This window comes from Cupriavidus sp. KK10, from assembly GCF_018223725.1.
GTDB classification, from domain to species: Bacteria; Pseudomonadota; Gammaproteobacteria; order Burkholderiales; family Burkholderiaceae; genus Cupriavidus; species Cupriavidus necator.
The window spans coordinates 719,007-744,632 of the sequence record NZ_CP073678.1; the positions used below are offsets into that span (position 1 = coordinate 719,007).

The following is a 25,626-nucleotide window of genomic DNA, read 5'->3' on the forward strand; positions in this document are numbered from 1 at the left end:
CTCGGGCGAATACCGGCATTCGCAATGCCGCAGAAAAGGACGACCGCCCCCGTCAGTGAGGCTGCTCATGCGCCAAGACCACGCTGTTCTTTTGAGGTGATCGAAGTAAATAAAACGGAGGAGATCAATTTTGTACAAGGAACGACAAGCAAGCTTTGCCGTCTATGGTAAGGCTGGTAGCGAACCGGGTTGCACACGGAGGGCGCAACCGATAGTAAGGTTGTATGCGCTGGCACTCTTTGCGCTGCCTTGCGGGTCCTACGCGACCAACGCACAGCTATATGGACTCGCGGACGCATATGTCGGCGTTACCCATCTCAGTGGACAACGTTCTGCAACTGGCGTGGAAAGTGGAGGTCTGCAGACGTCCTTCTGGGGCATGACAGGAAGCGAAGATTTGGGAGCCGGTCTTAAGGCGAACTACCGCCTCGAGGGATTCTTCCAAATGGACACGGGTGCCAATGGGCGCGCTCCCACGGATGGCCTCTTTTCCCGAAATGCCTACGTCGGCCTGGAGGGCGGTTTTGGCGAAGTGCGTCTCGGGCGACTAGCAAATCCGACGTTTCTGGCGACCGCGCTCTTCGATGCGTTTTCCGGCTCGACGAAGTTTTCGCCGCTCCAGAACGTCCTGTGGACGCCCCAGCAGGGCCGATACATTGCCGGCGATACCGCGTGGAATAACGCGATTGGCTACTACTCACCGGAATTCGCGGGAATTTCGTTCCGGGGCTTGTATAGCCTTGGCGAGCAGCCGGGCACGAATTCGCAGAACAATGCTGTCGGTATGCTGCTCTATGATCGCGGGCCTTTATCGGCGAGTTTTGCCATCCAGAGAACCCGGCTTGGTCCCGGACTTCCTGCGGGAAGCTGGGCGCAGACAGCGATGGTCGGGGGATTGTCCTATGACTTCAAGGTCATCAAGCTGCTGACCGAGTATGTCCACACAAGTACCAGCGGTGCATCAACGACGACCGACGCGCTGCAGGTGGGTGCCCAGATTCCGGTCGGCAGCGGGAAGATCCTGGCCTCTGCAGTGTCTTCACGCGTACGTAGCGATGTCATGGCGGACTATCGGCGTCACGGACTTGCCGGTGGTTATGACTATGCTCTGTCGAAACGCACGGACGTATACGCTGTGACGATGTTCGACAAGGTTACCGGAAAAGGCAGTGGCACCAGCTTTGCGCTGGGCATGCGCCACAAGCTTTAGCCGCTTACAAGATAAACCGATCAGGAGACAGACATGCAAATCGATTGGGACGTTGAAATCCCCATGGACGATGGTTTGGTGGTTCGGGCCGACGTCTTTCGCCCGAAAGAGGAAGGACGCTACCCGGTGTTGATGTCCTACGGGCCATACGCCAAAGGCCTGCCATTCCAGGTGGGATTCCCCGCACAATGGCAATCGCTCACTACTAAGCACCCGGAAATTCTGAAGGGCAGCAGCAGCAAGTACGCGAACTGGGAAACCGCGGATCCGGAGAGATGGGTGCCGTTGGGTTACATCTGCATTCGCGTGGACTCGCGCGGCGCTGGCCGATCGCCGGGCGTCATCGATTGCTTCTCCCCGCGCGAGGCGCAGGACTTCTACGATTGCATTGAATGGGCAGCGAAACAACCGTGGAGCAACGGGAAGATCGGCCTGGCCGGCGTTTCCTACTACGGAGCCACCCAATGGCTGGTGGCGGCGAAACGTCCTCCGCATCTGGCCGCGATCTGCCCGTTCGAGGGGTTCTCCGACTACTATCGCGACGCCTGCCGGCATGGCGGCATCCTCAACACGTTCATGGTGGCCTGGTATCCGAAGCAGGTGGAAAACGTGCAGCACGGCCTCGGACGGCGTGGGCATGTGAATCCCAACACCGGGTTGCCTATCTCCGGGCCAGCCGAGCTCAGCGACGAGGAACTGCTCGCCAATCGCGTGGACATCAACGCGACGCAGTTGAGCGCCGAGCTCATCAGTGATAGCTACTTCGACGGCCGCCGTGCGGACTTGGGTGCAATCGAGGTACCGGTGCTTTCCTGCGCAAACTGGGGTGGCCATGGCCTGCACCTCCGCGGCAATGTCCAAGGCTACTTGGGGGCCGGCTCGAAGCATAAGTGGCTCGAATTGCACGGGCTCGAGCATTGGACGGAGTTCTATACGGACTACGGCGTGGCGCTCCAGAAGCGGTTTTTTGACCGCTTCCTCAAGGGCGAGGACAACGGCTGGGATCGGCAGCCGCCGATCAAGATGCAGGTGCGCCACGTGGATCGTTTTGTGGAGCGCGACGAGCATGAATGGCCCTTGGCGCGCACCGCATGGACGCCCATGTATCTGGACGCCGGCGCACAGAGCCTGCGATCGGAGCCGAGCGTGACAGCTTCGCGCGTCTCGTTTGACGGCATGGCAGGCAAGGTAAGCTTCAGCACTGCACCCTTCGAGCGCGAAACCGAGGTGACCGGCCCGCTGTCTGCCACGCTCTGGATCTCCACGACGGCCCGCGATGCGGATCTGTTCCTGACGCTGCGGGCTTTCGCTCCGGACGGCAAGGAGCACCTGATCTTGGGGGCAGTCGAACCCAATGCCCCCCTCGCGCAAGGCTGGCTTAGAGCGTCGCACCGAAAGCTGGATCCTCAAGCCTCCAGGCCGTATCAGCCCGTGCACACGCACCAGGAGATCCAACTTCTCGAACCGAACGAGATCTACGAGCTGCAGGTCGAGATCTGGCCCATGTGCTTCGTCTTCCCGAAGGGCTACCGGCTGGTGCTGACTGTGGGCAGCTCGGACTTCGAGCACGACCTGCCCGGACCCTATCCGCAGATTTATGGCAAGTCGATGCGCGGCTCGTCGGTGCTGCTGCACGATCACCCCGACGACCGCAGGTCTGACCGCTTCGCCGGTCAGACCACCGTCCACACGGGCGAGAAGTACGCGTCGTTCCTGCTTCTCCCCGTCATTCCCGCAACATGCTGAAAGGGGGGCGCCATCAGCACGACGCGTCGGAAATTCCTCGCGCGCACCGCTGGTGCATTTGCGGCCGCCGGCCTCCTGCCGCGACACGCCGCCAACGCACAACAGGCATGGCCGGCCAGAGTGGAGGTTCCACCAAGATGACGCCGAGAGAGCGGCTTGCCCCGCCGCTGCGTTTCAGGCCCGAGATGGCGTCGCTCAACAGGGCTCGATGAACTTCTCGATCCATCCAGAGGCCCGGGCAATGCTTCTTCGCTCGGGAACTTGCAGCAGCTTGCGTTGCATGCCCCCCATTCGGACGGGTGCGTATCAGAGGGAAAGGGACGCGCTGACGATAGCAGCTCTACGAGCTGACCATAGTTCGGCCCGAAGCGGCCATCTGTCGGCGTGATTGCGAATGGCAGAGAGGGGTCGGAAAGCGCCGGTCGCCCCCTCCCCTCAACTTACGTCCCTCAGAATGAGGCAGAGTTAGCCGCATGCATGACCGATACACGCGCTCATGTCGGTTTGATCATGTCACGCGCGTATGCGAGCCCCGTGCCATACCCACCACCATGCTCAACCACGATCGAGCGAGCCTTCTCATATGTGTCATGACGCGTCCAGTCTCTCTGAAATTCGAGAAGGAGTTGGAGCCAGGAAGTCATGACTGCGCCAGCGGAAGCCATCCGTCGCAACGCAAGGTCATGGCTTGTTGGTGTCAGTCCACCGCAAGCATCGGCAACCACGTAGACTTGATATCCCTCGGACAGCGCTGAAAGAACCGGGAAGCTCACGCAGGCCTCCGTCAGCATGCCCGCGATGATCAGCGTACGCTTTCCGGTAGCCGTAATCGCGTCGCGGACCGCATCGTCTTCCCAAAGGTTCATGTTGCGGCGTTCAATCGGCGTGACGTTTGGCAGCACTTCCCGAAAAGCCGGCATCAATGGGCCGCTGTAGACCTTCGAGGCCGAAGTGGAGACCACAACCGGCAAGTCAAAGGCGACCGCCGTCTTCGCGACCGCAAGGCCATTACTGCGCAGAATCTGGGGGTCTTGAGAACCCGCGGCGAACGCAAGGCCCGCCTGTTCATCAACGAGGATCAATGCACAATCCGCGGGTTCGAGCAACGGTAGTTTGGACATGGGAGTTCTCCTGTTCATTTGAGGCCGCGATCTTGCTTCAAGCCGCGGTCTGAGTCAGTCGGGATTGAAGTAGGCAGTTGGCCCCGTTTCTGAAATGACTGGACGTCCTATGGAACGTCCAGCCCGCGAATGCAGAATTACCGCTCGATCACCTGTGCATGGACCGGAGCCAGCGACTCGTGCTTCGTGGCGGTGCGCTGCTCGGCCTTGTGGACCATGGTGTAGGCGTAGTCCACGCCCATGCCGTAGGCACCCGAGTGTTCCTTGGCCACCTTCATTACCGCGTCGTACGTGTCGCGGTTCTTCCAGTCGCGCTGCCATTCAAGCAGCACCTGCTGCCAGGTCACCGGCACTACGCCGGCCTGCACCATGCGCTGCATCGCGTAGTCGTGCGCTTCCTTGGTGGTGCCGCCCGAGGCGTCGGCCACCATGTAGATCTCGTAGTTGCCTTCCTTGCGCTCTAGAAACGCTCGGGCTTCATCGCGGCCGCTTGCGAATTCAGCACGGTTGCGCCATCGCGTATCCAGGCTGTACGCGAGGGACACTTTGGCAGCGTCGCGGGTGTTCCAGCCATCCTCGGCTAGGCGCACTTTCTCGATGGCGGATTCGCGAGTCCCGCCGCGCGGGGGCGCGATGGCTTGGCCTGACAACACGCCCGGTGCAGCTTGGCGCAATGCGGCCATCGACGCTATCGGAAAGAGCAGTAGGCGAGAATGGAAGCAAGCCTGCGGCTATCACCGGCGCTCGCTGTACCGGCTCAAGACTCTCACCGGCCCCTGCCTGTGGGCGCGTGAGATAGGCTCCCAGGCGACCGAGGTCTCGATCCGCGTAGGCGTGCTGAACCGCATGGCGGCTGTCGCTCGCCCGAAGTCCGTCCGCATCGCCTGAAATCATGATCATAGCGGTGCCTTTGCCTTCAAATTCGATTTATGCAACAAGGCCGCTCAAATCGCATCGATAACTCGCATTGTTGGCGCCTTCTGCCCTCCCTCATTGGAAGGCTTCCCTCCAATACGACTCCACGTGCCGAACCAGACTCTCAGGAAGAGCGACATAGTGTTCGGCCGCCGCGTCGGCCTGTCCCTCGGACAGCGCCCAACGGAAAAATGCGAGTGCGTCTTTGGTCTCGCCAGCGTTACCGCGAGTCTTGGAGATCAGCACGAACACGGCACCGGTAATCGGCCAGGCCTGGGAGCCAGAAGCATTCGTCAGCACCTGATAGAAGTCTGCCTTCGGATTCCACTCTGCCGCAGACACCGCGGCACTGAACGATTCGCGTGACGGCTGCACAAAGATGCCATCGCGATTCATGACGGCGGCATAGGCCAGCTTACGCTGCAATGCATAGGTCAGTTCAACGTAGCCAATGGCTCCGTTGACATTGCGAATATAGGTCGCGACACCATCATTGCCATTTGCTCCTACGCCAACGGGCCATTTCACTGTCGTGCCGGCCCCAACAGATGCACCCCAATGCGGACTGATCTTTGCAAGATAATCCGTCCAGTTGAAGGTGGTGCCAGAGCTGTCACTACGATGAACGACTACGATCTTCTGGTCGGGTAATTTGATTGCAGGATTTGCGGCGGCAATGGCCGGATCATTCCAGTTAACGATTTTTCCCTGATAAATGTCCGCCAATAGCGAACCGGTCATGCGCAGCTGACCCGCGCCAACGCCGTCCAGGTTCAGAACCGGCACCACCCCACCGATCACAATGGGAAACTGCGCTAACCCTGCCGTTCGCAAGTCCTCCGACTTGAGCGGCATGTCCGTGGCACCGAAGGTCACGCTCGCCGCACGGATCTGCCGGATGCCGTTGCCCGATCCGGTCGGCTGATAGTTGACCTGCTGACCGGTACGGGCGTAATACGTTGCCGCCCATTTGGACATTAGCGGGTAGACGAAGGTTGAACCCGCGCCCGTGATATCTCCGGCTCGTGCCATCGAAACCGCGCCAAGAGATAGCAACACGATTGCCAGTTGGCGAGCCAAAGCGTGGATATAGGAACGTATCCGGAAGTCGTGCGTCCGCTTCATGATTATTCTTCCGTGGTTTGCAGGTTGCGTTGTAACGCCTTGGCAATTCAGCGTAGCAGATCACCGCCGCAATCGCGCGGAAAAAGCGCCATGCTTGTTGCCGAGGAGTATCCGTTCCACAGCGGCCGGACTCGCCAGACGTGTCCCGATCGTGATCGTCATATTTCTGACATGGTGGCGCTTCAGATCAGATAACCAATGGAAGAGCCAAGAGAACTCAGGTCAAAGCCGACAGCAGAAAATCTTGCGCCGAGTCGCCTCCCTGCTGTGAGCGGCGCTCATATTTTCCGTCCGGCGCCATCTGCCAGACGTCACGCCGGTCGGTCAGGTAGGGCTTCAGGCCTTCGGCGATGACGCGTGCCTTCAGGATGGGGTCGAGGATCGGAAAGCAGATCTCGATCCGTCGGGAGAGGCTGCGCTCCATCCATTCGCCGCTGGACAGCATCACCCGCTCTTCCCCGCCATCGTGGAAGTAGAAGATGCGGGCGTGTTCGAGAAACCGGCCCATGACCGATTTCACCTCAATGTTTTCCGACAAGCCGGCGACGCCCGGCCGCAGCGCACAGGCGCCCCTGACGATCAGGTCGATGCGTACACGGTTACGTGAGGCCTCGTAGAGGGCCTGGATCAACTCCGGATCCAGCAAGGCATTCATCTTGGCAATGATCGCCCCCTTGCGGCCCGCCCGGGCCTGCTCGGCCTCGCGGCGAATTGCTGACAACAGCGCCTGCTTCATGGTGAATGGCGATTGCCAGAGATGGGTCATGCCCTCGGTCTGACCGAGGCCCGTCAGCTGGCTGAAGACCTGCGCGACATCCTGCGTCAGCGTTTCATGGCAGGTCAGCAGCCCGAAATCCGTATAGGTTCGGGTCGTCAGGCCGTGATAGTTCCCGGTGCCAAGGTGCACATAGCGCCTGAGCGCCCCGCCTTCGCGGCGCAAGACCATGACCATCTTGGCGTGCGCCTTGAAGCCTACGACGCCATAGACGACATGCGCGCCGACTTCCTCCAGCTGCGCCGCCCAGCCGATGTTGGCTTCCTCATCGAAGCGGGCCAGCAACTCCACCACGACGGTAACTTCCTTGCCATTGCGCGCCGCCTCGAGCAATGCCGTTAGCAGGGCCGAGTCGTGCCCTGCCCGATAGACCGTATGGCGAATGGCCACCACATCCGGGTCGTGTGCCGCTTGCCTGACAAAGTCAACGACGGGTGCGAAAGACTGGAACGGATGATGCAGCAGGATGTCGCCATCGCGCATGGCGCGGAACATGTCCGAATGCTCCCGCAGGGCCTTTGGCAGGCTAGGCCGGAACGGGGGGTACTTCAGCTCCGGTCGATTGACCTGGTCCGGGACCTGCAACAGGCGAACCAGGTTGACCGGGCCATTGACGGAGAACACCTCGCTTGCCGTCAGACCGAACTGTTCCTGCAGGAACGCAGTCATTCCCGACGTGCAGTTGTCGGCCACCTCCAGTCGAACCGCATCGCCAAAGTGGCGATGCGGCAGTTCGCCCTGCAGCGCCTCGCGCAGGTTCTTGACTTCTTCCTCGTCCACGAACAGCTCACTGTTTCGGGTCACGCGGAACTGGTAGCAGCCGCGCACTGTCATGCCGCCAAACAGCTCGCCGACGTGGGCGTGCAGAATCGACGAGAGAAAAACGAAGCCGTACTGGCATCCGGCGATGTCCTCCGGCAGAGCAATCACCCGCGGCAACGCGCGTGGCGCCTGTACGATCGCATGGCTGGCGTTGCGCCCGAACGCGTCTCTGCCCTCGAGCTCGACGGCGAAGTTCAGGCTCTTGTTAAGCAACCGCGGGAACGGATGCGCCGGGTCCAGTCCGATGGGCGTCAGCACCGGCATCAGTTCGGCGAAGAAGAATTCCCGGATCCAGGCTGACTGCGTGGGATTCCACGTGGGACGCCGCAAAAAGCATATTTGTTGCTCGGCCAACGCGGGCACCAGCACGTCATTGAACAGACGGTACTGTCGATCCACCAGTTCACGGACCCGCAAGTTGAGACTTGCGTAGAGCTCCTGCGGCGCCATCCCGTCCGGCCCGACGGCAGCAGACTGAATCAAGCAGCGCTCTCTCAGGCCAGCGACCCGGATCTCGTAGAACTGGTCCAGATTGCTGCTGACCGTACACAGCGCGCGCAGACGCTCCAGCAGTGGCACCGCTGGATCGGCGGCCTGTTGCAGAACGCGGTCGTAAAACTCGAGTTCGCTGAGCTCGCGGTTGATGAAGAGGTCATTGCCATTCTGCACGCCAACGCGTTCTGCCAGGATATCAAGGCTCGCCGCTCCCGGGGGGCTCGACGGGGTCGTCTGCATGCGCTCGGCTGCGTGTTTCATGATGGTCGGGCCCACGGAGGGACACCTGGGCAACGCTGTGGCTCGGTCAGCAAGAGCATCAGCGGAAATCTGCCTTCATTTTTGGATCTGTACCCTGGATTCTAGCTGCGGGCTGAACCTATCCGAGGCGTTTGCACGCTGCCTCTGTCTTCGTCTCTCAGCGCCGAGGTCGTCACTGGTCTGCAGCGCAGCCCACTTTCGTCATCAAACCTTGATACTCCTGTCCTAATCTGCATTGGGCAGGGCGTGGGCCATTTGCCACTGGCGAATGACAGATTTTTGACGAAATCCGCTTGCCCCCTGCCCTTCGACCTCCCCACTCGTCGAGACCGGATGCTTCGACCATGACACTTACCGTTAGCGGCAGACAGTCATTCGGCCGTGGCTCCAAACTTAGCTGGACGTGTTGTCGGATGTGTCGGAGTGATCCCGATGGACGGCTTCTTCGGGTATCGGTAACGGCGTCCGCTTTAGGACTTCGCGGGGCGCCCCGTCTTGACTGCCTCGACTTGCGCAACAACGCCGAGTAGCCTCTCCTGCGAGAGGGCTTCAAGAGCCCGTAGTCCTGCCCTCAGCAACTCGCTCTTCTTCACCGGGACGCCACCTGCGAGGCACTTCCGCTTGAGCTCGGCAAGCTTTTCATAGTCGTGCTCCGGCATCGTGAAACTGTCCCGAACGACCTTTGGCTTCTTGGTTGATTTGTCTGACTGCTGCGCCGCACCATTGCTCGGCGTCTTGGCTTTCGTTACGCTGGCAGACCCCTCGTCGGTCGGAGGCGCCAAGGCAGGCGACATCGTCTGGGTAGAAGTTTTCCGTCCTGCCTTGCCAGCGCGCAGCGTGCCTTCGGATCCCTTCTCGTTCCGTGCGTCCGATGGTAACGTCGTCACCAGCTTCCTCCGGGAATTACCTGGCATCAAGCCCTCTGTCCTATGCATTTACGTTCATACAGTATATATAGTATTGACGATGCGAGGTTCGTGGATCCGCCAGGAGTAGCTTGGCTTTTTGGTACCCACGAAAAGAAGAACGAGGCAGTGGATCTGGTCCACGTTCGCCTCGCAGCCCCGCTCTTTGTTTGCCCTGCCAGAACGCGCTGGCGTTGTGTTGCCCTGCGGCGCGATGCATGGCGACGAGAGGAGCCGAGCATGCGCAGATTTCACGCCCCGGCCGGTGGGCTTTCCGCCCTCACGGCCCCACTGACCTCCCCCTTCTTCCACGCGATTGAGCCGAGTGAATCGTGTGTGCGCCCGGTCAAGGGATCCCCGCCTCAGAATCAGGGTACCAACATGCAAAAGTCCAATCGGGGATTCTCCGACGCCGCCACTCGAACACGCCAAAACCTCTGGTAGCGGGCCTGCACGGGCGCAACCGGGTATTGAGCGGCCGACGCTCATGGCCGCGGCTTGCGCATCATCGGGCTCTTTCGATAGTACCGAACCGGTATTCCCACGGTCTCACTGGTGACCCCAGACGGGGCCGTGCAGCGTCCTGCGCCACAGCAACGGCCCGCGGCCATGAGGCGTTCATACCAGGTACTACTGCGCAGCCTCCTGCAATGAACGTTCGCCTGACGACTGACTCGCATTGGCGACAGCATCGCTGGCTGCTTCAAGGCTACTTTCAGCGGCTTGCGCCATTTGCTTCGCGGCCTTCCGCATGCTTTCGAACAGCAGGTCCGTTGTCTCGATGGCAGCCCGTAGGCCGGCGTCGGAAGTTCCGGCGTCCCATGCCACGACTGCGCTTGCAGCGCCTTTGATGAAGTCCGTCATGTTGTGCTTGCTGGCCTCGTATTGCGCTACGGCTACCTCGCCGAGCCTGGCCTGGGTATCGGTCGCGATCTGGCAAAGATGACGCTGATACGAAAGCATTTTGTCTGGCACCGGACGAAGCCAGTCCGATTCCACCGTAAGCAACTCCTGGGTGTCCTTGGCTGACAGCACTTTCTGCGCCTCCTCGTGTGTCTCCGCCAGCGCCGTCTTCACAGTCTGAAAATTCAGTACAAGCAATTTCTCGAATCCCTCAATGGTGGTGTTGGCCAGCCCCATGAAGGCGTCAACATGCGCGGTTTGCGCTTCCGTAATTTGCTTGGAGGACGATTGATCCATTTGCAACTCCTGACTTGTAGAAGAGCGCCCCACTCTGCCAGCGATGACACGTTTGAGAAGGCACGCAGTGAATCGACCCGTGAGAAAGCGGGGCGGGAGCGGAACTGCCCAATGCGGTCAGGATCGAGCCTGCGCTGGGCATCCCAACCCGTGACCGGGCTTGCACTTGACGTCTGACAATCCGGATACCGTCTACGGTCGGCAGACTCTTAGAAGAATATAGGTTGGGACTGTGACAGCGCGGCGACGGCAACGCGCCGGGATCATGCCCCGCCGCATCTCGTCATCGCCGAAAAATCCTCGATGCTCCAGGAAAGACGCCTCTGCGCTGGAGTCCTAAGTAAGCATCAACCGAAAAGGGCCCACCCCAAGTTATGCAAGACGGTGCCACTATTGCTCGCGAAGTTGACTAGAGTAGTTATCCGTTCCAGCGATAAGCGGCAGGCTCAACGAGCCATCCCAAAACAGCGCAGGTCATAACATCAGGAGGAACGCCGAGGGCATTTATGGACACTTTTTTTCGGCAACCGTTCATGAATGAGAAGGGAAAGGGGGAGCAATGAGAGCAGAGGACTGCGACCATATGGTCGCGAGAATCGCCGTCGACACGGGTTTTCCGCCAGAGATCGTCAGGGAGTCTTACCTCACCGCCATCGCAGAGTTGAGCGTGGACGCCCGCGTTCATGTCTATCTGCCATTGTTTGCTGCAAAGCGCACCATCGCCCGGATTCGCAGATTGCAATCTGAGTCGGTAGTGCCCCTAGGCTTGGACCCGGATCGGGACGGGATCACGTCCCGCACGCATATAGCCGTCGCAGGCACGATCCCGCATTGCCCACCCTCTACTTCCTTGGCACCGCCTGCCACGGGCGGGTGGATAATTGACCTCGGCGGGGCGCAGTGGTACCAACGGCTCTAAGCGGACTGGTTTGGAGATTGCCGGCAACCGCCAACCCTTGACAACAACAGTAAGCGATGATGCCCATGTCGAAGACCGCAAGGAAGCGATACCTGAAAGCGCTCAACCGGAGCCTGAAGATGGAGGCGGCAGGCCAGTTCGATACGGTTTTTGTTTTCTATCCGCTCGGGTCGAAGCCCAAGAATGCCACGGGTGTCACAGCCGGCGGGCCGGCAAATGCCCAGGTCCTGGCGGTCATGGACGCGGTACAGGCCCGCGTGTTTGCGGAATTCGAGAGTTCCGCCAAGCTGGAATAGATGGAACGCGAACTGAAGCTCGAACTTCTGCACGACGAGGTTGACCGGCTGATCGCGCTGCCCCTGCTGTCGTCCCGGTGCGTGGAGCCGCCCCACGACGAGCAGCTCGTCAGTACGTATTTTGATACGGCTGACCTGTCCTTGCGTCAACACCGTGCATCCCTGCGGGTGCGCCAGGCGGGAAACCACTATGTGCAGACATTGAAAACCCACGGCAGGCGGCAGGGTGGCCTATACGAGCGCGAGGAGTTCGAAACTGCGATTGCCGGGCCCGTGCCCGACTTGAGTGCACTGCAGGAGACCCCCCCCAAGGACACGGCGTTGGGAGACCTGCTTCGTGAAAGCGACCTGGCGGAGCGCCTCGAGCCGGTCTTCGTCGCCGAGGTGCAGCGGACCGTTGCGCTGCTGCGCTTACCGCAAGGCGCAGAGGTGGAGGCGGCCCTGGATCGCGGGGTCATCCGGGCAGGGGAAGCCACGGCTCCCATCCGTGAGCTCGAGTTGGAGATCCAGGCCGGTGCACCGACAGAGCTCTTCGGGTTCGCACTGGAGCTGCTCGATGCGATTCCCATGCGCGTGAGCCGAGCGAGCAAGGGCGACCGCGGCTACGCGCTTGTCGTTTGCGAGCCATCGGAAGCGGTTCGCGCCGCCCCCCTCACGCTTTCCGACGAGGCTTCGACCGAAGCCGTGTTCCAAAGCATTGTGCAAAACTGCCTGGCGCAGATTTCAGCCAACGAGCACGGCGTCGTGAACAGCGACAACCCGGAGACGGTGCATCAGATGCGGGTCGGACTACGCCGCCTGCGCTCCGCACTGGACATCTTCCAGTCACTGCTTGCCTGCCCGTCCGAGCTTCAGGAAGAAATCAAGTGGATTGCCGGCGAGCTGGGCCCTGCACGGGACTGGGAGGTACTTGCCCACTCAACATTACGCGAGGCCGTCGACGGGGCGCCGAGTGACGTGGGCGCGGACGAGATCCTGGCTGCGGCGAATGAGGTTGCCGCCGAAGCGCGACAACGCGCCGCGCAAGCAGTCGACTCCACGCGCTACACTCGGCTGATCCTTGCACTAAACCATTGGGCAAGCAGCGGCAACTGGCGTCATGCGCACGTCGATACGCAACGCAGTGAGCTGGCTGAGCCGGCCACGAAGTTTGCGCTGGACACCTTGCACCAGCGCCATCGCAAATTGTTGAAACGCGGCCGGCGCATGGCAAGGCTCGACGTACATCGGCGCCACCGCGCTCGCATTGCCGCCAAGAAGCTCCGCTACGCGACGGAATTTTTCGAATCCTTGTTCCCGGCGAAGAAGTTGCAGCGCTTCCGTCGCCAGCTGTCGCGTCTGCAGGATGACTTGGGTTGGCGCAACGACATTGCGGTTGCGGATGACCTGTTGCGCAGCCTCACCGTCAAGGACCCGCAGTTGGCATCTGGCACCGGCTATGCGCGCGGCTACCTTGCAGGCAGGGTGGACGCGGACAAGGAGCAACTGCGTAGCCTGTGGAAGCGCTTCAAGGGAGCGCGCCTCCCCTTCTAGCGGAAAAGCTACGGACTCATGCCGTGGCATCGCGCAAAGAGACGTCCCAGGTGATGTCTGCGCTACCATTGAAAATAGGCATCGAAACCGAAACGCCGCCATCCGATGCCCCTTCGAAGGGGGCAATTTTCCTGTCCGCGCACCACGTTAGTGCGCAAGAGAAATCTGTGTTTGGAAACAGTAGGCCTCTGATAAGCTGTCCATATTTGGTGTCCAGAATGGAATCAAAGATGGCGACGTATCAGCGTGGAGAGGTATCCATTACGACCTCGGTCCTGGAGCTACCGTCCGGACGGTACCAAGGATTGGTGACATTGGAATCTACCGCCGGCATCAGCAGCTTTCACTGCTCGAAGTACCGAAGCGATCCCCTCGAGGCGCGCTTTGACGCGGATGCCGATATTGAGCACGCCTACCGCCGGTACTTGGTGGCCGCAATGCCGCCGTTTGCCATTCCGACGCCATCGCAGTGAAGTTTCCAGCTTGACCATCACTGATAACAGTCCCAACTCTTCCTTTGAGAGTTTTCACCGCGCCGGTTATTACGACTTCCGCGCCTACACTGAGCCGCTGTCCAATGGGGGCTGCCAAGGCTTCGTGTTGGTACGCCATCACACGTTGACCGGCCTGCAGCAGACCATCTTCCGAGCTGGTGGCAAGGCGGCGCAGCAGTCTACCGCTTTCACCAGTGCCGAATTGACGGTTGCGAAACTTAAGGCAATGATTGCCGAAGGTAGGTCGCCGCTGGACGGCCAACGGTAGGTCGCGCGTTTGCCGCCGGCCTGGCGCCCCTTCCTCAGTGACCGCACCAGGACGCTAGCTCTGCATCAAGCCATGCAATACGCCGAAACGCAAGCCGGGCTCGGATGGCAGCATCTCATCGATGCCAAATACTTTGAACACCGCCAGCATCACGGCAAGGCCACCCGGCAGCGCTTCGAGGCGATGGCGCTTCAGGCCGGCAAGCTCCAGGCGACGGAGATGCCCCGCCTCCAGCAGGCGCAGCGCCAGCCGTAGCAGTCCATCATAGGTAATCGTGCTGCTCCCTCGTGTGTTCAGGCCATTACATTGCAACAACCGCGCAAGCAGGCGAGCCGTACCCGACGAGCCGATGGTCAGCTGCCAGGCATGATCCCGATACCGTGTGGCCACCTTCTCGATTTCCTCGCCTGCTATCCGCTCAGCCAGTTGCAAGCTGCGCCCGTCTAGCACGCCGTTGGGAAAGAATCGCTTGCCGAATGTGCCACTGCCGATCGGCACGCTGTCCACCGCCAGAAGCTGCTCGCCACGACCGATGGCCAACTCCGTCGAGCCGCCGCCGATATCGACCACCAGCCGTGTGGTGTTTGCGTCCGGCATGTTATGTGCGATGCCAGCATAGACCAGGCGTGCCTCCTCGTGGCCGGAGATCACATCGATTTGGAAACCAAGGCGTTGCTCGGCTTTGGCGAGGAACACAGTGGCATTGCTCGCCACCCGCACTGTATTGGTGGCCACCGCCCGTACTCGGGTGGGCTCGAATCCCCGCAACCGCTTGCCAAAGCGCTCCAGCGCGCGCCAGCCCCGCTCGAGGGAAGAGTCGTCCAACTCCGAGCCGCGCAGACCGTGGGAAAGACGAACCGGCTCGCGGAAAAATGCCACTTCCCTGATGACACGGCTACCACCGCGCGCGGGTTGGCCGATCATCATGCGAAACGCATTGGAGCCAAGGTCTACTGCGGCATAGTACGGGGTTGTCATACGGAACGCGGAGGCTGCCAAGCGAAGCGCTTGCGCTGGCCCCGATCTGTGAAGGTTCAGGATGATGCCCAGCGAATTACGACAAGTTGATGACAACACGCATGTCCCCCTTTAATCGCCCAGGTCCGCCGGCGGGAGAAACCAGTTGAAAGGCCCACAGAGGCCGTGAAGGCCGCAAAGCCGGCAAAGGCTGAAAAGACCAAGGCCGCAAAGCCCGGGGCGCGCCCGAATGCAAAGCCGGCGAAGAAGCTGATCCGCGGGCGCTTTCTGAACGTCGACGACCCGATCACCGATGCCGAAGGCCGGGGGCAGGGTCATGGCGAGCGCCTGCTGCAAGCGCTTTGCGAGCTTGGACGCACAGAAGGGAAGCAGGCACGGATCTCGGCCTCCGTTTCCGCATGTCTGAGCGTCAGGTTCTTGGTCATGGTGCCGATGCGTGCTGGTTTGTGCAGACTTCAATGTAGTTGAGCGATGACACAGTCAACAGGCACATGTCTATCGTTTTCAACTAGGCCATCGATATAGGACGGTATGACCTAAGAGTGGCTTGTCATGCGATCGACCAGGCGGCGAATGACGGGCGTGGCCGACACGACAACCGGCAGCATGGTCAGCCAGGAAACGCTCCAGGACCTTAGCCAGTGCTGAAAAAACAGGCCCTCTTCTGCAAATGGAATGCTTGCGATGGCAGCAGCGATGGAGCAGGTCAAGCCGGCCTGGATAACGCCATAGGCGAAATAGCTGTAGCGCGAAGGAATCTTGGGCATGTGAGTCGCCTCTATGCATTCTTTGAACCAGACATTGATGCACCCTGCCATTGCCGCGCCAGGCGCTACGCGGCTGCTTCAAACTTTCCTGCCAACCGCTGCACGGTTTCGTTGGTATCCCACAGCGCGTTTGCGATGAAGCGGAAGTTGACCAGTGCCGCGTGATACCCGTCCCCTTCGGGTAGCTTCGGCCCTGCTACGGCGTCGCGTACGACAGCAACTTCGAAACCTTGCTCCAACAGATCACGCAGATGGGATTCGACGCACAGATTGGCGGCCATGCCCGCAAGGATCACCTGGTCGACGCGCTGCTTGCGCAACTGCAGGACAAGATCGTTGGCCTGCGGGCCGTACAGCTTGTGCGTGGAGCAGATGATGGTCTTGCCATCCTCAATATACGGCTTGAGTTCCGGCATGAAGTCCGCGCCCGAGTCACGGAATCCGTCCAGGTTCAGCGCGCCCGGACGGTCGAACATGCCGATGGCATGCTGGAACATCTCGGCGGGGCCCTGCACTTTCCATGTGTGATCATGGGGAAAGTAATAGTGGGGAGAGATGGCGACCGTGATGCCCGCCTGTTTTGCTGCCTCGAACAGACGGACCAGGTTGGCCACGAGGTTCTGCTCCGTCACGCTTTCTCCGACCACGCCCCAGCTGCGGCCTTCGGGGCTCATGAAGTCGATCTGCGGGTCGATCACAACGAGCGCGGTGCGTGGCAGGTCCAGCGTAATGCCGGACTTCGGCAGAGCCGGATCAACGGGATCTGCATAGCGGCCATGGTGGTTGCACATGGGAAGTACCTCTTATGGTGAGCCCACTCTGCCGGCGCCTTCGTGGGGTCCGGCAGATGCGGCGTCGTTTCAACTACGGATGAATGCCAACAAGTCGGCGCTGAACCGGTCCTTGTGGGTGTCGGTGAGCCCATGCGGCGCACCGGGGTAGACAATCAGCTTCGCATTCCTGACGATCTTTGCCGATGCGCGTCCAGCGGCGTCGATCGGCACGATCTGATCGTCGTCGCCGTGGATGATCAGGGTCGGCACATCGATCTTCCTGAGATCCTCGGTGAAATCGGTCTCGGAAAATGCCTTGATCGAGTCGTACGTACTCTTGTGTCCACCCTGCATGCCCTGCGCCCACCATGCGTCGATCAACCCCTGCGACGGCTTTGCGCCTGGACGGTTGAAGCCATAGAACGGCCCCGCCGGGACGTCCTTGTAGAACTGCGACCGATTGACAAGTTGTGCGGCGCGCAGACCGTCGAACACTTCAATTGGCAGTCCGCGCGGATTGGCGGCGGTCTTCACCATCAAAGGCGGCACCGCTGAAACCAGCACCACCTTTGAAACGCGCCGCGTCCCATGCCGGCCCATATACCGGGCCACCTCGCCTCCACCTGTGGAGAAGCCCACCAGGATGGCATCCCGCAGGTCAAGGGTTTCGAACACAGTGGCCAGGTCGTCGGCATAAGTGTTCATCTCATTGCCATTCCATGGCTGGCTTGAACGGCCGTGGCCCCGACGGTCATGTGCAACGGCGCGATACCCTTCCGACGCAACGAGCATCATCTGGGATTCCCAACTGTCCGAGCTCAGCGGCCAGCCATGACTGAATACAACGGGGCGACCGGCGCCCCAGTCCTTGAAATAGAGCTGGGTGCCGTCCTTTGCCGTGATGTAGCCGCCTGACGCCTTGCCGCTTGCCTTTGCGGTGTTCGCCTTTTCTGCCGACGGTGCTGCCGCCGCAGGTCCGGGCAAGCCGGAAGCCACTAGCGCGCTGGCTGCGGCCGCGCTACCCAACAGCAGGTTTCGTCGCGATAGGCCTTGATCGAGGCTGCGATCTGAATACATGGTGAGACTCCTTTATTGGCACATGCGCGCGTTGCCCTGAATAGGTCCGAGCATCAGGTTCTTGCTCATGGTGCGGATGCGTGCTGGTTTGTGCAGGCTTCAATATAGTTGGGCGATAACACAGTCAACAGGCACATGTTTATTGTTTTCGACTGGGCCATCGACATGGGGCGGCAGGACCGATGGTTGGTAGCGCGTCGACCAGAGTGATCCATGGTGCGAGTGCGCATTGCCTGATATGAGCAGTCGTCCTTTTTGAAGCCGCAAAAAAAATCAGTACAACAACCGCTTGGGGGTGACTTGCTGAAATCGTCGGCAGGCGTCGCCATTCGCTCGACCTTGCTGCGCAGGACCGCCCCTTACCAGGCTTCGATCATGATGGACGCGAGCTGCGCGGAATCAACGGTCAAGCGTCCCATGACGATCGCCTATGCTTTCAGCGCGCGCATCAGTTCGGCAACCAGGCGATCGGCTTCAGTCTGACTGCGCAGATTGGTAAAGCCCATCATCAAGCCACGCCGCCCTGGCGCACCATGCCGCCAGGCGGTCAGCGAATGGACGGCGAATCCTGCCTCGCGCGCACGACGGGCCATCGCCAGATCGTCAAGATCGTCCCTGACGTCGACCAGAAGGTGCATGCCGCCATCCTGCAGGCAAACAGTGAAGCCGTCCGTCTTGTATGGAGCCAGCGCCTCGGCCAGCATTGCGCGTCGTCGCGCGTAAAGCGTGCGCATGCGTTTGATGTGCCGGGCGAAGTGCCCCTGCGCAATAAACTCCGCCGCCACGGCTTGCAAGAGTTCGGGGCAGCCGCCATGCACCGTGCGCCTGCAGGCCAGATCCATGGTCGGCACCAAACTTTGTGGCACGACCACGTAAGCGAGCCGTAGCCCCGGGGTACAGCACCTTGCTAAGCGTGCCGCAATAGATCACCCGGTCGCATGTGTCCAGGCTCTTCAAGGCCGGCAACGGGTGGCCGCGGTAGCGAAACTCGCCGTCGTAGTCGTCCTCGATGATCCATGCGCCCCGCTCACCGGCCCAGTCGAGCAGTTCGACGCGACGTTGCAGTGTCAGTGCCACGCCAGTCGGGCTCTGGTGCGATGGCGTCACTACGGCCAGGCGCGCCTCTGGATAATGCTGACGCCCAAATTCGACGTCGAGGCCATGATCATCCACTGGCACATTCCGGACCTGCAGGTTCAGGCGCCTGAGTGACTGGGCTGTCAGTGGGTAGCTGGGATCCTCAACCCAGGCGCTTTCGCCCGTCAGCCTGAGCGCATCCACAATCAGCGCAAGGCTGGCCGTATATGCCGGCACGACGTACACTTGGTGCGGCTGGGCGTCGATGCCCCTTGAGCGCTGCAGGTAAGCGGCCAACGCGTCTCGCAGCGGGCCAAATCCGGCTGACGCCGGCCTGGTCAGCGAGCTGGCGCTGCGCCGTATTTGCCGCGCCATCAACCTCGTCCATAGTTTTCGCGGGAACTCATCCAGCGCGGGAAGCCCCAGTTGCAACGGCCCGGGGATTCCACCCTCCGTTTCGATCGAAAACTCGGTAAGTTCCTGGCCCGGTGGCGTGCGGCTGGATCCAGCCGTTGCGGTCACGCGGTGGAGGCGCGATGGCGCAATTTGCTCGGAAACGAACGTCCCCGCAGGGCCTCTGGCGATCAGGTAACCTTCGCCCAAGAGCCGCTCATAGGCGACCTGAACGGTCCCGCGCGCCACTCCGAGCTCGCCCGCAAACGCACGCAAGGAGGGCACCCGCTGCCCGGGTTTCAGTTGCCCTTGCTGGATCGAGGCACGAATCCGTGCGTAGATCTGCTCATGCAGCGGCGCAGCATTTGATGGATCCCGAGCCGGTGACTTCGTCATAGCCTGGCAGACGTATCCGGGCAGTGCCGCAACGCCGATGCATGGGAATGCGAATCATTGCCGGGGGCGGCAACGGATCGGATGCGTGTGTGATCTAGACCTCCGATCATACCCCAAGGGCGCGCATCCGCCGGGATCCGGCCCGTGACAGCCTGAGAAAGCAAATGGGCGGAGATTCAGAGTCTCCGCCCATTCCTCTCTTGCCACAGGCACCGGCATTGACCGGCGCCATCGGGCTGGAGAACTACACCAGCACCGCCTCCCCGCAGCCGGCAATGACATGCATATAGCGAGAGGGCGGCATGGATTCGACCGTGGACTGGACCGCTTCCCTGCACAAGGACGGACGCTTGACCAGCGCATCAACATATCGCTCGACGTTGGGCAGGTTTTCCCACATCGACGCAAGCCCCAGATAGGCCATCCGGACCAGGTTGACACCCCACAGCACATCGCCAAGCGAGAAAGATTCCCCCCTGAGGTACGGTGACGACGGACCAAGCGCATGGTCGAGTTCCGTCAAGAGGCCCGCGACGTGCTGACGTGCGGCGCGCTGAAATGCCGCATCGTGGCAGACCGACTTGCCGCCCCGCTCCTTCGCGATCTTCGCGCGATAGGCTGCAACGAGCTCCGCATCGTCGGCATTGGCGTCAATCATGGCTTCGAGCGCCTTGATCTTGTAGTCGTAGACCGTGTCCATGACCGTCTTGAGTGCTTCAGGGCGCAGGTCGGCATCGGGATGAAAGCCGTAGAGCAAGGTGCCGTTCGGGATCCGATCGACGATGCTCACCTGGTGCATCACCCGGGCACGCGCACCGGCATCATCCGGCACGAGATGAATGGGATCGCGCGACACCGCATCGAGATAGCAGCAGATCCGTCTGGAATCGGCAATGACACGGCCAGCCTTGTAGTCCACAAGCAACGGGACCGCGCAGGGATCAAAGCCTTCGGTCTCCACCGAAGTGCGCCCGCTATAGCCGCTGACAAGTTCCCGCCCCACTTCCCGGCCTGCAAGCAACCGCAGTCGGACGTAGGGCGGATGGTAGTGCTCGGCTGGAACAACGCCATCCGGACCCATCGAACCGAGGATCATCATATTGTTCGAACGGTACGGCAACTGCTTCTCGAACAGTACCGTGCGCACTTTCTGCGAGCAGAGCGAACTGGCCGCGTGGAACAGTTCGAAGCGCGGGTTGGCGTCACTACCCACGAAAGAGATTCGCGCGGGGTCCGCGATGGCGGCACGGGCACCGGCCGCCATATTCATCAATTTTTCATGGCTCATTGCTGGCTTCCTTGCACTCAGGTTTGGCGCTTTCGTTCATCGATGTCTCCTGGTTGTGGGGTTGACGTCTATCAGCTCTTGTGGGCGGTGCCCGTTCGCAGCATCAGTTCCATCTGCTGTGCAATCTGCAGCAGCGCTCCGTCGTCGCCGGGCTTCGCGACGATCTGCAAAGCAGCGGGAAGGCTGCGTTCGCCGGTCGCCAGGGGAATCGAAATGGCAGGAAATCCCGCGACATTGAACGGTGCCGTATAGGTCATCAGCGCCTCGCGGACCGTGCCGGTCCAGGCACCAATGCTGACGGTGCCGGCATCGAGATGCGGTGCGGTGCACGGGCATGTCGGCAGCACGAGATAGTCAACCGTCGACATCACCTCGTGCAGCCTTGCCGTGAAATCTCGCCTGGCCTGCTGGGCCACCGCATAGGCACGCAGGTCCATGGTTTCGGCGCGTTTCAGCCGGTCGACGGTTTCCGGGTTGTAGTGCGTCGAGATACGGTCCCAGTCGTTTCGGCGGAAATGCTCGATGCCGCCTTCGATCAGGACGATGCTCGCGAAGGCACCGAATACCGCATCGAACAGACCGGACGTGCTGATGTTCACGCAGGCAAAGTCTTGCGCCAGCTGCTTCATCGCGCCATCAAATGCCCCCGCAATTTCCGGGCTGAGCGGAACCGGTGCGATGTCACGAATGACGCCCAGCCGTGCGGACAGCCACGCATCGCTCTCGGGAACCTTGATATCAATGGCATCGGCGAGCAACAGCACGTCGTCGACCTGCTCGCCGAGCAGGCCAACGTGGTCGCAAGTGGGCGCCAGGGGGAACACGCCGCGCGTGGATAACGTGCCGAGCGTGGGCTTGTATCCGACGACGCCGCACAGCGCGGCGGGAATCCGGACCGAGCCGCCGGTATCCGTGCCCACGCCCGCCATGATGGCACCGTGCGCAATCGCCGCCGCGGCGCCACCACTGGAACCCCCGGGTATGCGTGCATGGTCCAGCGGATTCAGGGTATCACCAAACTTGGCGCTGGCGGTTGTCACGCCCCACGCGAATTCGTGGGTCGTGGTCTTTCCGATGATGATCGCGCCGCGCTCCACCAGAGTTTTCACGATGTCCGCATCGGCGTCCGGCACATGACCGAGATAGGCTGCGGAACCGTAGCGGGTCTCCATGCCCTTGGTGTCGATCAGATCCTTGACCGCAATGGGCAGTCCTTCCAGCGGCCGCGGCCGGCATTCGCCATAGCGGCGATCGCTTTCCGCGGCCGCCTTCAGGGCACGGTCCCAATCGATCGCCGAGAATGCATTGAGCAGCCGCTTGCTGGCTTCCGCGCGTTCGAGTGCCTGCTCCGTCAATGCCGTCGCGGTGATCTGCCGCGTGGCAAGGGCATCCAGCGCGTTGCGCAAGCCCATGGTATGCGGGGCCGTCGTTCGGGATGGGCGTCGGATGCCGTGCTGGTCGAACGACGCGACAGCCGTCGGAAGTATGTCGTGGCCAGAGAAGATCGCGTCTTGTGGCTGGCAGTTCAACTGGTTCATGTATTCCACTCCGGGGTGACGTTGCGGTTGGCTTATCCCTGGTTGGAAACGATAGTTGATCGGCTCGGCGTTGGAAGCTGGCTGGCACCGAACGCAGCGTCCATGAATATGGAACGCCCGGCGGGACACACGGGGCGTGGGCCGCGTGGCATTGGAGGCAGAGGAGATAGTGCCGGGTCAGCGGCCGTCGAACGCGGTGACCTTGGGCAGCTCTACGGCGAGGAAATCGACCAGCGACCGCACTGCGGGAAGCAGTCCGGTCCGATAGGGCATGAGGGCAGAGATGCGCGCATCCGCGGCGATCCAGCCCGGCAGGACTTGCCGCAGCACGCCAGCCTGCAGCTCGGACCGGCAGATATACCCGGGCAGGGCTGCAACGCCAACGTTGGCGCAGGCTGCCTCCTTCAGGGACATCATGCTGTTGCTCTGGAATCTTGGCTCGATCGGGATGGTGACGAGCCTGTCGTCGGGGCCGCGCAGTTGCCACTGCAGCGGCCCTTTGCGCACCATCGAGACGATGGCATGGGATGCAAGTTGCTCCGGTGCCTCCAGGAGTGGCATCCGTTCGAGGTAGTCGGCACCCGCAAACAGGTACCATGGAGCCCTAACAATGGGCCGTTGCACCAGGTTGGAATCCTGCAGCGCCGAGCTATGTCCGCGCAGCGCCAGGTCGAAGCCCTCGCCGACAACGTCGACGAGCCTGTCCGTCGCGATTTCCACGATGCTGACCTTGGGATTGCTGCTCAGGAACGCCGGCAGGACCTGTCGCAGCGCAAACTGCGCAAGCTCGACCGCTACCGTCACGCGGATGATCCCGCTGGGTTCCGCGAGCCTCTGGCGCATCGCCTGTTCCGCGACGTCGGCGCTCTGCAGCAAGGCGACAGCGTACTGGTAGAACTCGGCGCCTACGTCGGTCAAGGCAAACTGGCGCGAGGTCCGGTTGATCAGGCGAACGCCCAGCGAAGCCTCCAACTCCTTGACCCTGTGACTTAACGTGGACTTGGGCAGCCCCAGGCTGTTGCCGGCAGACGTAAAGCCACCGCGGTCGACCACTTGCACGAAGTGAAAAACGTCTTTCAGGTCCAGCATCTGGCTGCCTTGGTAGCGGTTGGGTTTGGGCCTATGGTGTCTGCTTCCATCGCATGGTACTGCAGGGGTGCGCGCAGCGCCACGGTCAGATGCCCCCAATGACCGCCATTGCCGTGGCCGGAGCCCGCTCGCGCCACGACCGTCGATGCGCCCGAACCCCACCGATCACGGCAAACCTGGCAGCAAACGACACCACGTCGCCGTAGACCACGAGCGCACGCATGCGCAGCGTGCCGGGTTCGGCAAGCCGCGTATTCGCTTCGAACGTCGCCTCATTCCGATCAAAGCGGGAAGCACAGTTCAACCCAGAACTTGTTGCCTTGCGGCCGATTCTGCACGTCGAACTCGCGCTGATACTTGAACACAATGCCGGCCGCCGGCGACCACATGTATCGTAGTTGCGGCCCGACTGCGACAGCTTTTCCGCGAAACCCATCCCCTGGTACGGACGTGCCGTTGACTTTGTCATCGGTGAACTGCTTCAGCAGATATCCCTGAAGTCCGAGCTGGAACTTGCTGTTAAGCGAATAGCCAACAAGATACTCAAGTGCTGCAACCGCGCCAGAGTGATATCGAGTCGCTGAATTCGGTGAACTGATCTCTACGAGCGTAGTGGTAGAGACTTCAACTGCGGGCGTGGGGAACCATGTCGTACTGAGGTGTGGCATCAGGGCATATGTATTCCGGCCAGTGTTCGCCACCCGGTTGGCGGAGTAGGACCCGCTCGGCACCGCAATATCGGTGGCGAGGAAGGCGAAGAATGATCGCGATGGACTTGAATAACCAATCAGCCACGGCTCAAGGATGATGTCTCCAATTCCATTGCGCTTGCCGCTGCCGCCTGGCGTGTCCGCTCGGAGATGAACGATTGGGACGATTACACCACTGGACACAGTAAAGGGGCCGAGTGTGCTGCCCCATGTATGAATGACACGCGGGGCGTCAACAAACGCGTTCAGCTGGAACCCGGGCAGGAGACTTTCTCCATTCGGGCCAGCGAACTTTCTGGCATCGTAGTAGAGCGTGTAATTGTAAAACTGGGTTTCACCAGGCGGTGGCAATATTCCATTCAATACCGTATTGACGCCCATAGGGTAACTGGTCTGTCCATTCTCGGTTGCCTCAACGTTCGAGGCCAGCAAGCATGCGAGCGCAACCACCGCCAAAAATCTCGCGGGCACTTTAATCATGTCTCCTCCGTCTCTTTATTGTCTTTTTCGGCTGAGGGCTCCGGGCATCCGCATCAGCCGGTTAAGCGCGCCTACGTTAAGTATTCGACATCTCCGCAACTTCCCGAGACTCGCTAACGATGGCTATCGCTTGTTCGCGCTTTTCCAGGTCAAGGAGCGACCTGGACGGTTCCGCGTGTCAGCGATCGACGAACGAGACGAACTCGTCCAGTTCCAGCTTGCGAAGCTCCATGTTGTTTTCCGGAAAACTGTTGTCTGCATAGCCGAGTGACATGCCGGCCACGATCATCTCCTCGTCGGGAATGGCGAGGCCTTCACGAAGGACCGGCGATTGCAGCGACCAGATCTGCTGCGGACAGGTGTCCAGCCCCCGGGCGCGCGCGGCCAGCATGATGTTCTGGAGAAAGCAGCCGTAGCAGATGAAGCTGGCCCATTCCAGGCGCCGGTCCATGGTGAAGATCAGTCCCACTGGCGCATCGAAGAACCGGAACTGCCGTTCGACGTCGCGCCGGCGCCCGACGATATCGCTCCTGTGCACGCCCTGCGCATCGCCCAGCATCCCGCGAAACGTATTGAAGCGCGACGAGAATGGCGCCGGCAATTCCTTTGGAAAGAACGGGTAGTCGGGCGCCAGTCCCTCAGGATCGGCGCGATACGCCTCGACCGCGGCTCCCGCAATCTTCTCGCGAGCCTTTCCGGTCAGTACATAGCAGCGCCAGGGCTGCGTGTTGCTCGAACTCGGCGCGTATTTCGCGACCGACAGGATGTCCCTGACAGTCTCGATCGGCACCGGCTGGCCAAGGAAGCCGCGCTTGCTGTGGCGTCCGCGAATCAGCGCTTCTGTAATCTGGATTGCCTCCATCTTCATGTCTCCGTTCTCGTGGTGGGGGTCGCTACGGTGGAAAGATCATAGACACGTCCCCTGCCTTGTGAAGACGGCAAAACTTGAAAGCTTCGTCCGGAAACAACGAACGA

At 61.0% G+C, this 25,626-nt stretch carries 23 protein-coding genes and 3 pseudogenes; 10 read left to right on the forward strand and 16 right to left on the reverse strand.

From position 1 onward, the window contains the following. The first annotated feature begins 130 nt into the window (after window positions 1–130). Genes KB879_RS34645 through KB879_RS40600 form a run of 3 tightly spaced genes read left to right on the forward strand, consistent with a single transcriptional unit; the run spans window position 131 to window position 3,097 of the window. Window positions 131–1,210, forward strand: coding sequence for a porin (locus tag KB879_RS34645; protein ID WP_211984093.1), 1,080 nt, complete (start codon window positions 131–133; stop codon window positions 1,208–1,210). A gap of 33 nt (window positions 1,211–1,243) precedes the next feature. Further along, the gene (locus tag KB879_RS34650; protein ID WP_211984095.1) at window positions 1,244–2,956 is read left to right on the forward strand and encodes a CocE/NonD family hydrolase; all 1,713 of its coding nucleotides are present in this window, start codon (window positions 1,244–1,246) and stop codon (window positions 2,954–2,956) included. Between the two features lie 12 nt (window positions 2,957–2,968). Beyond that, window positions 2,969–3,097, forward strand: coding sequence for a twin-arginine translocation signal domain-containing protein (locus KB879_RS40600; RefSeq protein WP_211984403.1), 129 nt, complete (start codon window positions 2,969–2,971; stop codon window positions 3,095–3,097). A 353-nt stretch (window positions 3,098–3,450) separates the two neighbouring features. Here the strand turns inward: KB879_RS40600 and KB879_RS34660 are convergent, their stop codons facing one another. After that, entirely contained in the window at window positions 3,451–4,077 is a 627-nt protein-coding gene (locus KB879_RS34660; protein ID WP_013953086.1) for a hydrolase, read from the reverse strand. Between the two features lie 137 nt (window positions 4,078–4,214). Further along, window positions 4,215–4,631: pseudogene (locus tag KB879_RS34665) on the reverse strand (DUF1348 family protein); the annotation flags it as partial. Window positions 4,632–4,689: 58 nt separating this feature from the next. On the opposite strand from KB879_RS34665, the pseudogene KB879_RS34670 reads away from it, so the two are divergent. Further along, window positions 4,690–4,965: pseudogene (locus KB879_RS34670) on the forward strand (IS5/IS1182 family transposase); the annotation flags it as partial. Between the two features lie 102 nt (window positions 4,966–5,067). On the opposite strand, the gene pstS reads toward KB879_RS34670, so the two are convergent. From pstS to phaP, 4 genes are all read right to left on the reverse strand, one after another. Then, window positions 5,068–6,024 (reverse strand): phosphate ABC transporter substrate-binding protein PstS, encoded by a 957-nt coding sequence (gene pstS, locus KB879_RS34675; RefSeq protein WP_249221533.1) that lies wholly within the window; start codon window positions 6,022–6,024, stop codon window positions 5,068–5,070. A gap of 310 nt (window positions 6,025–6,334) precedes the next feature. Continuing rightward, window positions 6,335–8,449: a polyphosphate kinase 1 gene (gene ppk1, locus KB879_RS34680; RefSeq protein ID WP_211984405.1), complete on the reverse strand. Its 2,115-nt coding sequence runs from the start codon at window positions 8,447–8,449 to the stop codon at window positions 6,335–6,337. A gap of 491 nt (window positions 8,450–8,940) precedes the next feature. Next, window positions 8,941–9,357, reverse strand: coding sequence for a hypothetical protein (locus KB879_RS39790; protein ID WP_249221520.1), 417 nt, complete (start codon window positions 9,355–9,357; stop codon window positions 8,941–8,943). Between the two features lie 648 nt (window positions 9,358–10,005). Next, a complete protein-coding gene (gene phaP / locus KB879_RS34690) occupies window positions 10,006–10,575 on the reverse strand; it encodes a TIGR01841 family phasin (protein ID WP_211984101.1) in 570 nt (189 codons plus the stop codon). Window positions 10,576–11,158: 583 nt separating this feature from the next. Here phaP and KB879_RS40605 point away from each other — a divergent pair. The 5 genes from KB879_RS40605 to KB879_RS34715 all read left to right on the forward strand — a co-directional run bounded on the left by KB879_RS40605 (window position 11,159) and on the right by KB879_RS34715 (window position 14,085). After that, the gene (locus KB879_RS40605; protein WP_211984103.1) at window positions 11,159–11,494 is read left to right on the forward strand and encodes a DUF3562 domain-containing protein; all 336 of its coding nucleotides are present in this window, start codon (window positions 11,159–11,161) and stop codon (window positions 11,492–11,494) included. A 65-nt stretch (window positions 11,495–11,559) separates the two neighbouring features. Continuing rightward, window positions 11,560–11,790 carry a hypothetical protein gene (locus KB879_RS34700; RefSeq protein WP_211984105.1) on the forward strand — a complete coding sequence of 77 codons (231 nt, stop codon included), beginning with the start codon at window positions 11,560–11,562 and terminating at the stop codon, window positions 11,788–11,790. Next, window positions 11,791–13,323: a CYTH and CHAD domain-containing protein gene (locus tag KB879_RS34705; protein WP_211984107.1), complete on the forward strand. Its 1,533-nt coding sequence runs from the start codon at window positions 11,791–11,793 to the stop codon at window positions 13,321–13,323. A 230-nt stretch (window positions 13,324–13,553) separates the two neighbouring features. Then, the gene (locus tag KB879_RS34710) at window positions 13,554–13,796 is read left to right on the forward strand and encodes a hypothetical protein (RefSeq protein WP_211984109.1); all 243 of its coding nucleotides are present in this window, start codon (window positions 13,554–13,556) and stop codon (window positions 13,794–13,796) included. A gap of 10 nt (window positions 13,797–13,806) precedes the next feature. Beyond that, complete coding sequence (locus KB879_RS34715) at window positions 13,807–14,085, forward strand: hypothetical protein (protein ID WP_211984112.1); 279 nt, start codon at window positions 13,807–13,809, stop codon at window positions 14,083–14,085. Between the two features lie 54 nt (window positions 14,086–14,139). Here the strand turns inward: KB879_RS34715 and KB879_RS34720 are convergent, their stop codons facing one another. Beyond that, window positions 14,140–15,063, reverse strand: a complete 924-nt coding sequence (locus KB879_RS34720) for a Ppx/GppA family phosphatase (RefSeq protein ID WP_211984114.1) — start codon at window positions 15,061–15,063, stop codon at window positions 14,140–14,142. 165 nt (window positions 15,064–15,228) lie between these two features. On the opposite strand from KB879_RS34720, the gene KB879_RS34725 reads away from it, so the two are divergent. After that, on the forward strand, window positions 15,229–15,531 hold the full coding sequence (locus KB879_RS34725) for a hypothetical protein (protein ID WP_211984631.1): 303 nt from the start codon (window positions 15,229–15,231) through the stop codon (window positions 15,529–15,531). A gap of 68 nt (window positions 15,532–15,599) precedes the next feature. Here KB879_RS34725 and KB879_RS34730 read toward each other — a convergent pair whose 3' ends face one another. The 9 genes and pseudogenes from KB879_RS34730 to KB879_RS34770 all read right to left on the reverse strand — a co-directional run bounded on the left by KB879_RS34730 (window position 15,600) and on the right by KB879_RS34770 (window position 25,513). Then, the gene (locus tag KB879_RS34730) at window positions 15,600–15,830 is read right to left on the reverse strand and encodes a DUF2798 domain-containing protein (RefSeq protein ID WP_211984116.1); all 231 of its coding nucleotides are present in this window, start codon (window positions 15,828–15,830) and stop codon (window positions 15,600–15,602) included. 65 nt (window positions 15,831–15,895) lie between these two features. After that, window positions 15,896–16,621: a cysteine hydrolase gene (locus KB879_RS34735; RefSeq protein WP_211984118.1), complete on the reverse strand. Its 726-nt coding sequence runs from the start codon at window positions 16,619–16,621 to the stop codon at window positions 15,896–15,898. A gap of 69 nt (window positions 16,622–16,690) precedes the next feature. Next, on the reverse strand, window positions 16,691–17,680 hold the full coding sequence (locus tag KB879_RS34740; protein WP_211984120.1) for an alpha/beta fold hydrolase: 990 nt from the start codon (window positions 17,678–17,680) through the stop codon (window positions 16,691–16,693). Window positions 17,681–18,108: 428 nt separating this feature from the next. Continuing rightward, window positions 18,109–19,546: pseudogene (locus KB879_RS34745) on the reverse strand (PLP-dependent aminotransferase family protein). Between the two features lie 244 nt (window positions 19,547–19,790). Further along, a complete protein-coding gene (locus KB879_RS34750) occupies window positions 19,791–20,834 on the reverse strand; it encodes a glutathione S-transferase family protein (RefSeq protein WP_211984122.1) in 1,044 nt (347 codons plus the stop codon). A 71-nt stretch (window positions 20,835–20,905) separates the two neighbouring features. Next, the gene (locus KB879_RS34755) at window positions 20,906–22,372 is read right to left on the reverse strand and encodes an amidase (RefSeq protein ID WP_371827472.1); all 1,467 of its coding nucleotides are present in this window, start codon (window positions 22,370–22,372) and stop codon (window positions 20,906–20,908) included. 177 nt (window positions 22,373–22,549) lie between these two features. Continuing rightward, window positions 22,550–23,461 (reverse strand): LysR substrate-binding domain-containing protein, encoded by a 912-nt coding sequence (locus KB879_RS34760; protein WP_153956662.1) that lies wholly within the window; start codon window positions 23,459–23,461, stop codon window positions 22,550–22,552. A gap of 281 nt (window positions 23,462–23,742) precedes the next feature. Beyond that, window positions 23,743–24,651, reverse strand: a complete 909-nt coding sequence (locus tag KB879_RS34765) for a transporter (protein ID WP_153956661.1) — start codon at window positions 24,649–24,651, stop codon at window positions 23,743–23,745. A 178-nt stretch (window positions 24,652–24,829) separates the two neighbouring features. Continuing rightward, a complete protein-coding gene (locus tag KB879_RS34770) occupies window positions 24,830–25,513 on the reverse strand; it encodes a nitroreductase (protein ID WP_211984416.1) in 684 nt (227 codons plus the stop codon). Window positions 25,514–25,626 lie beyond the last annotated feature (113 nt).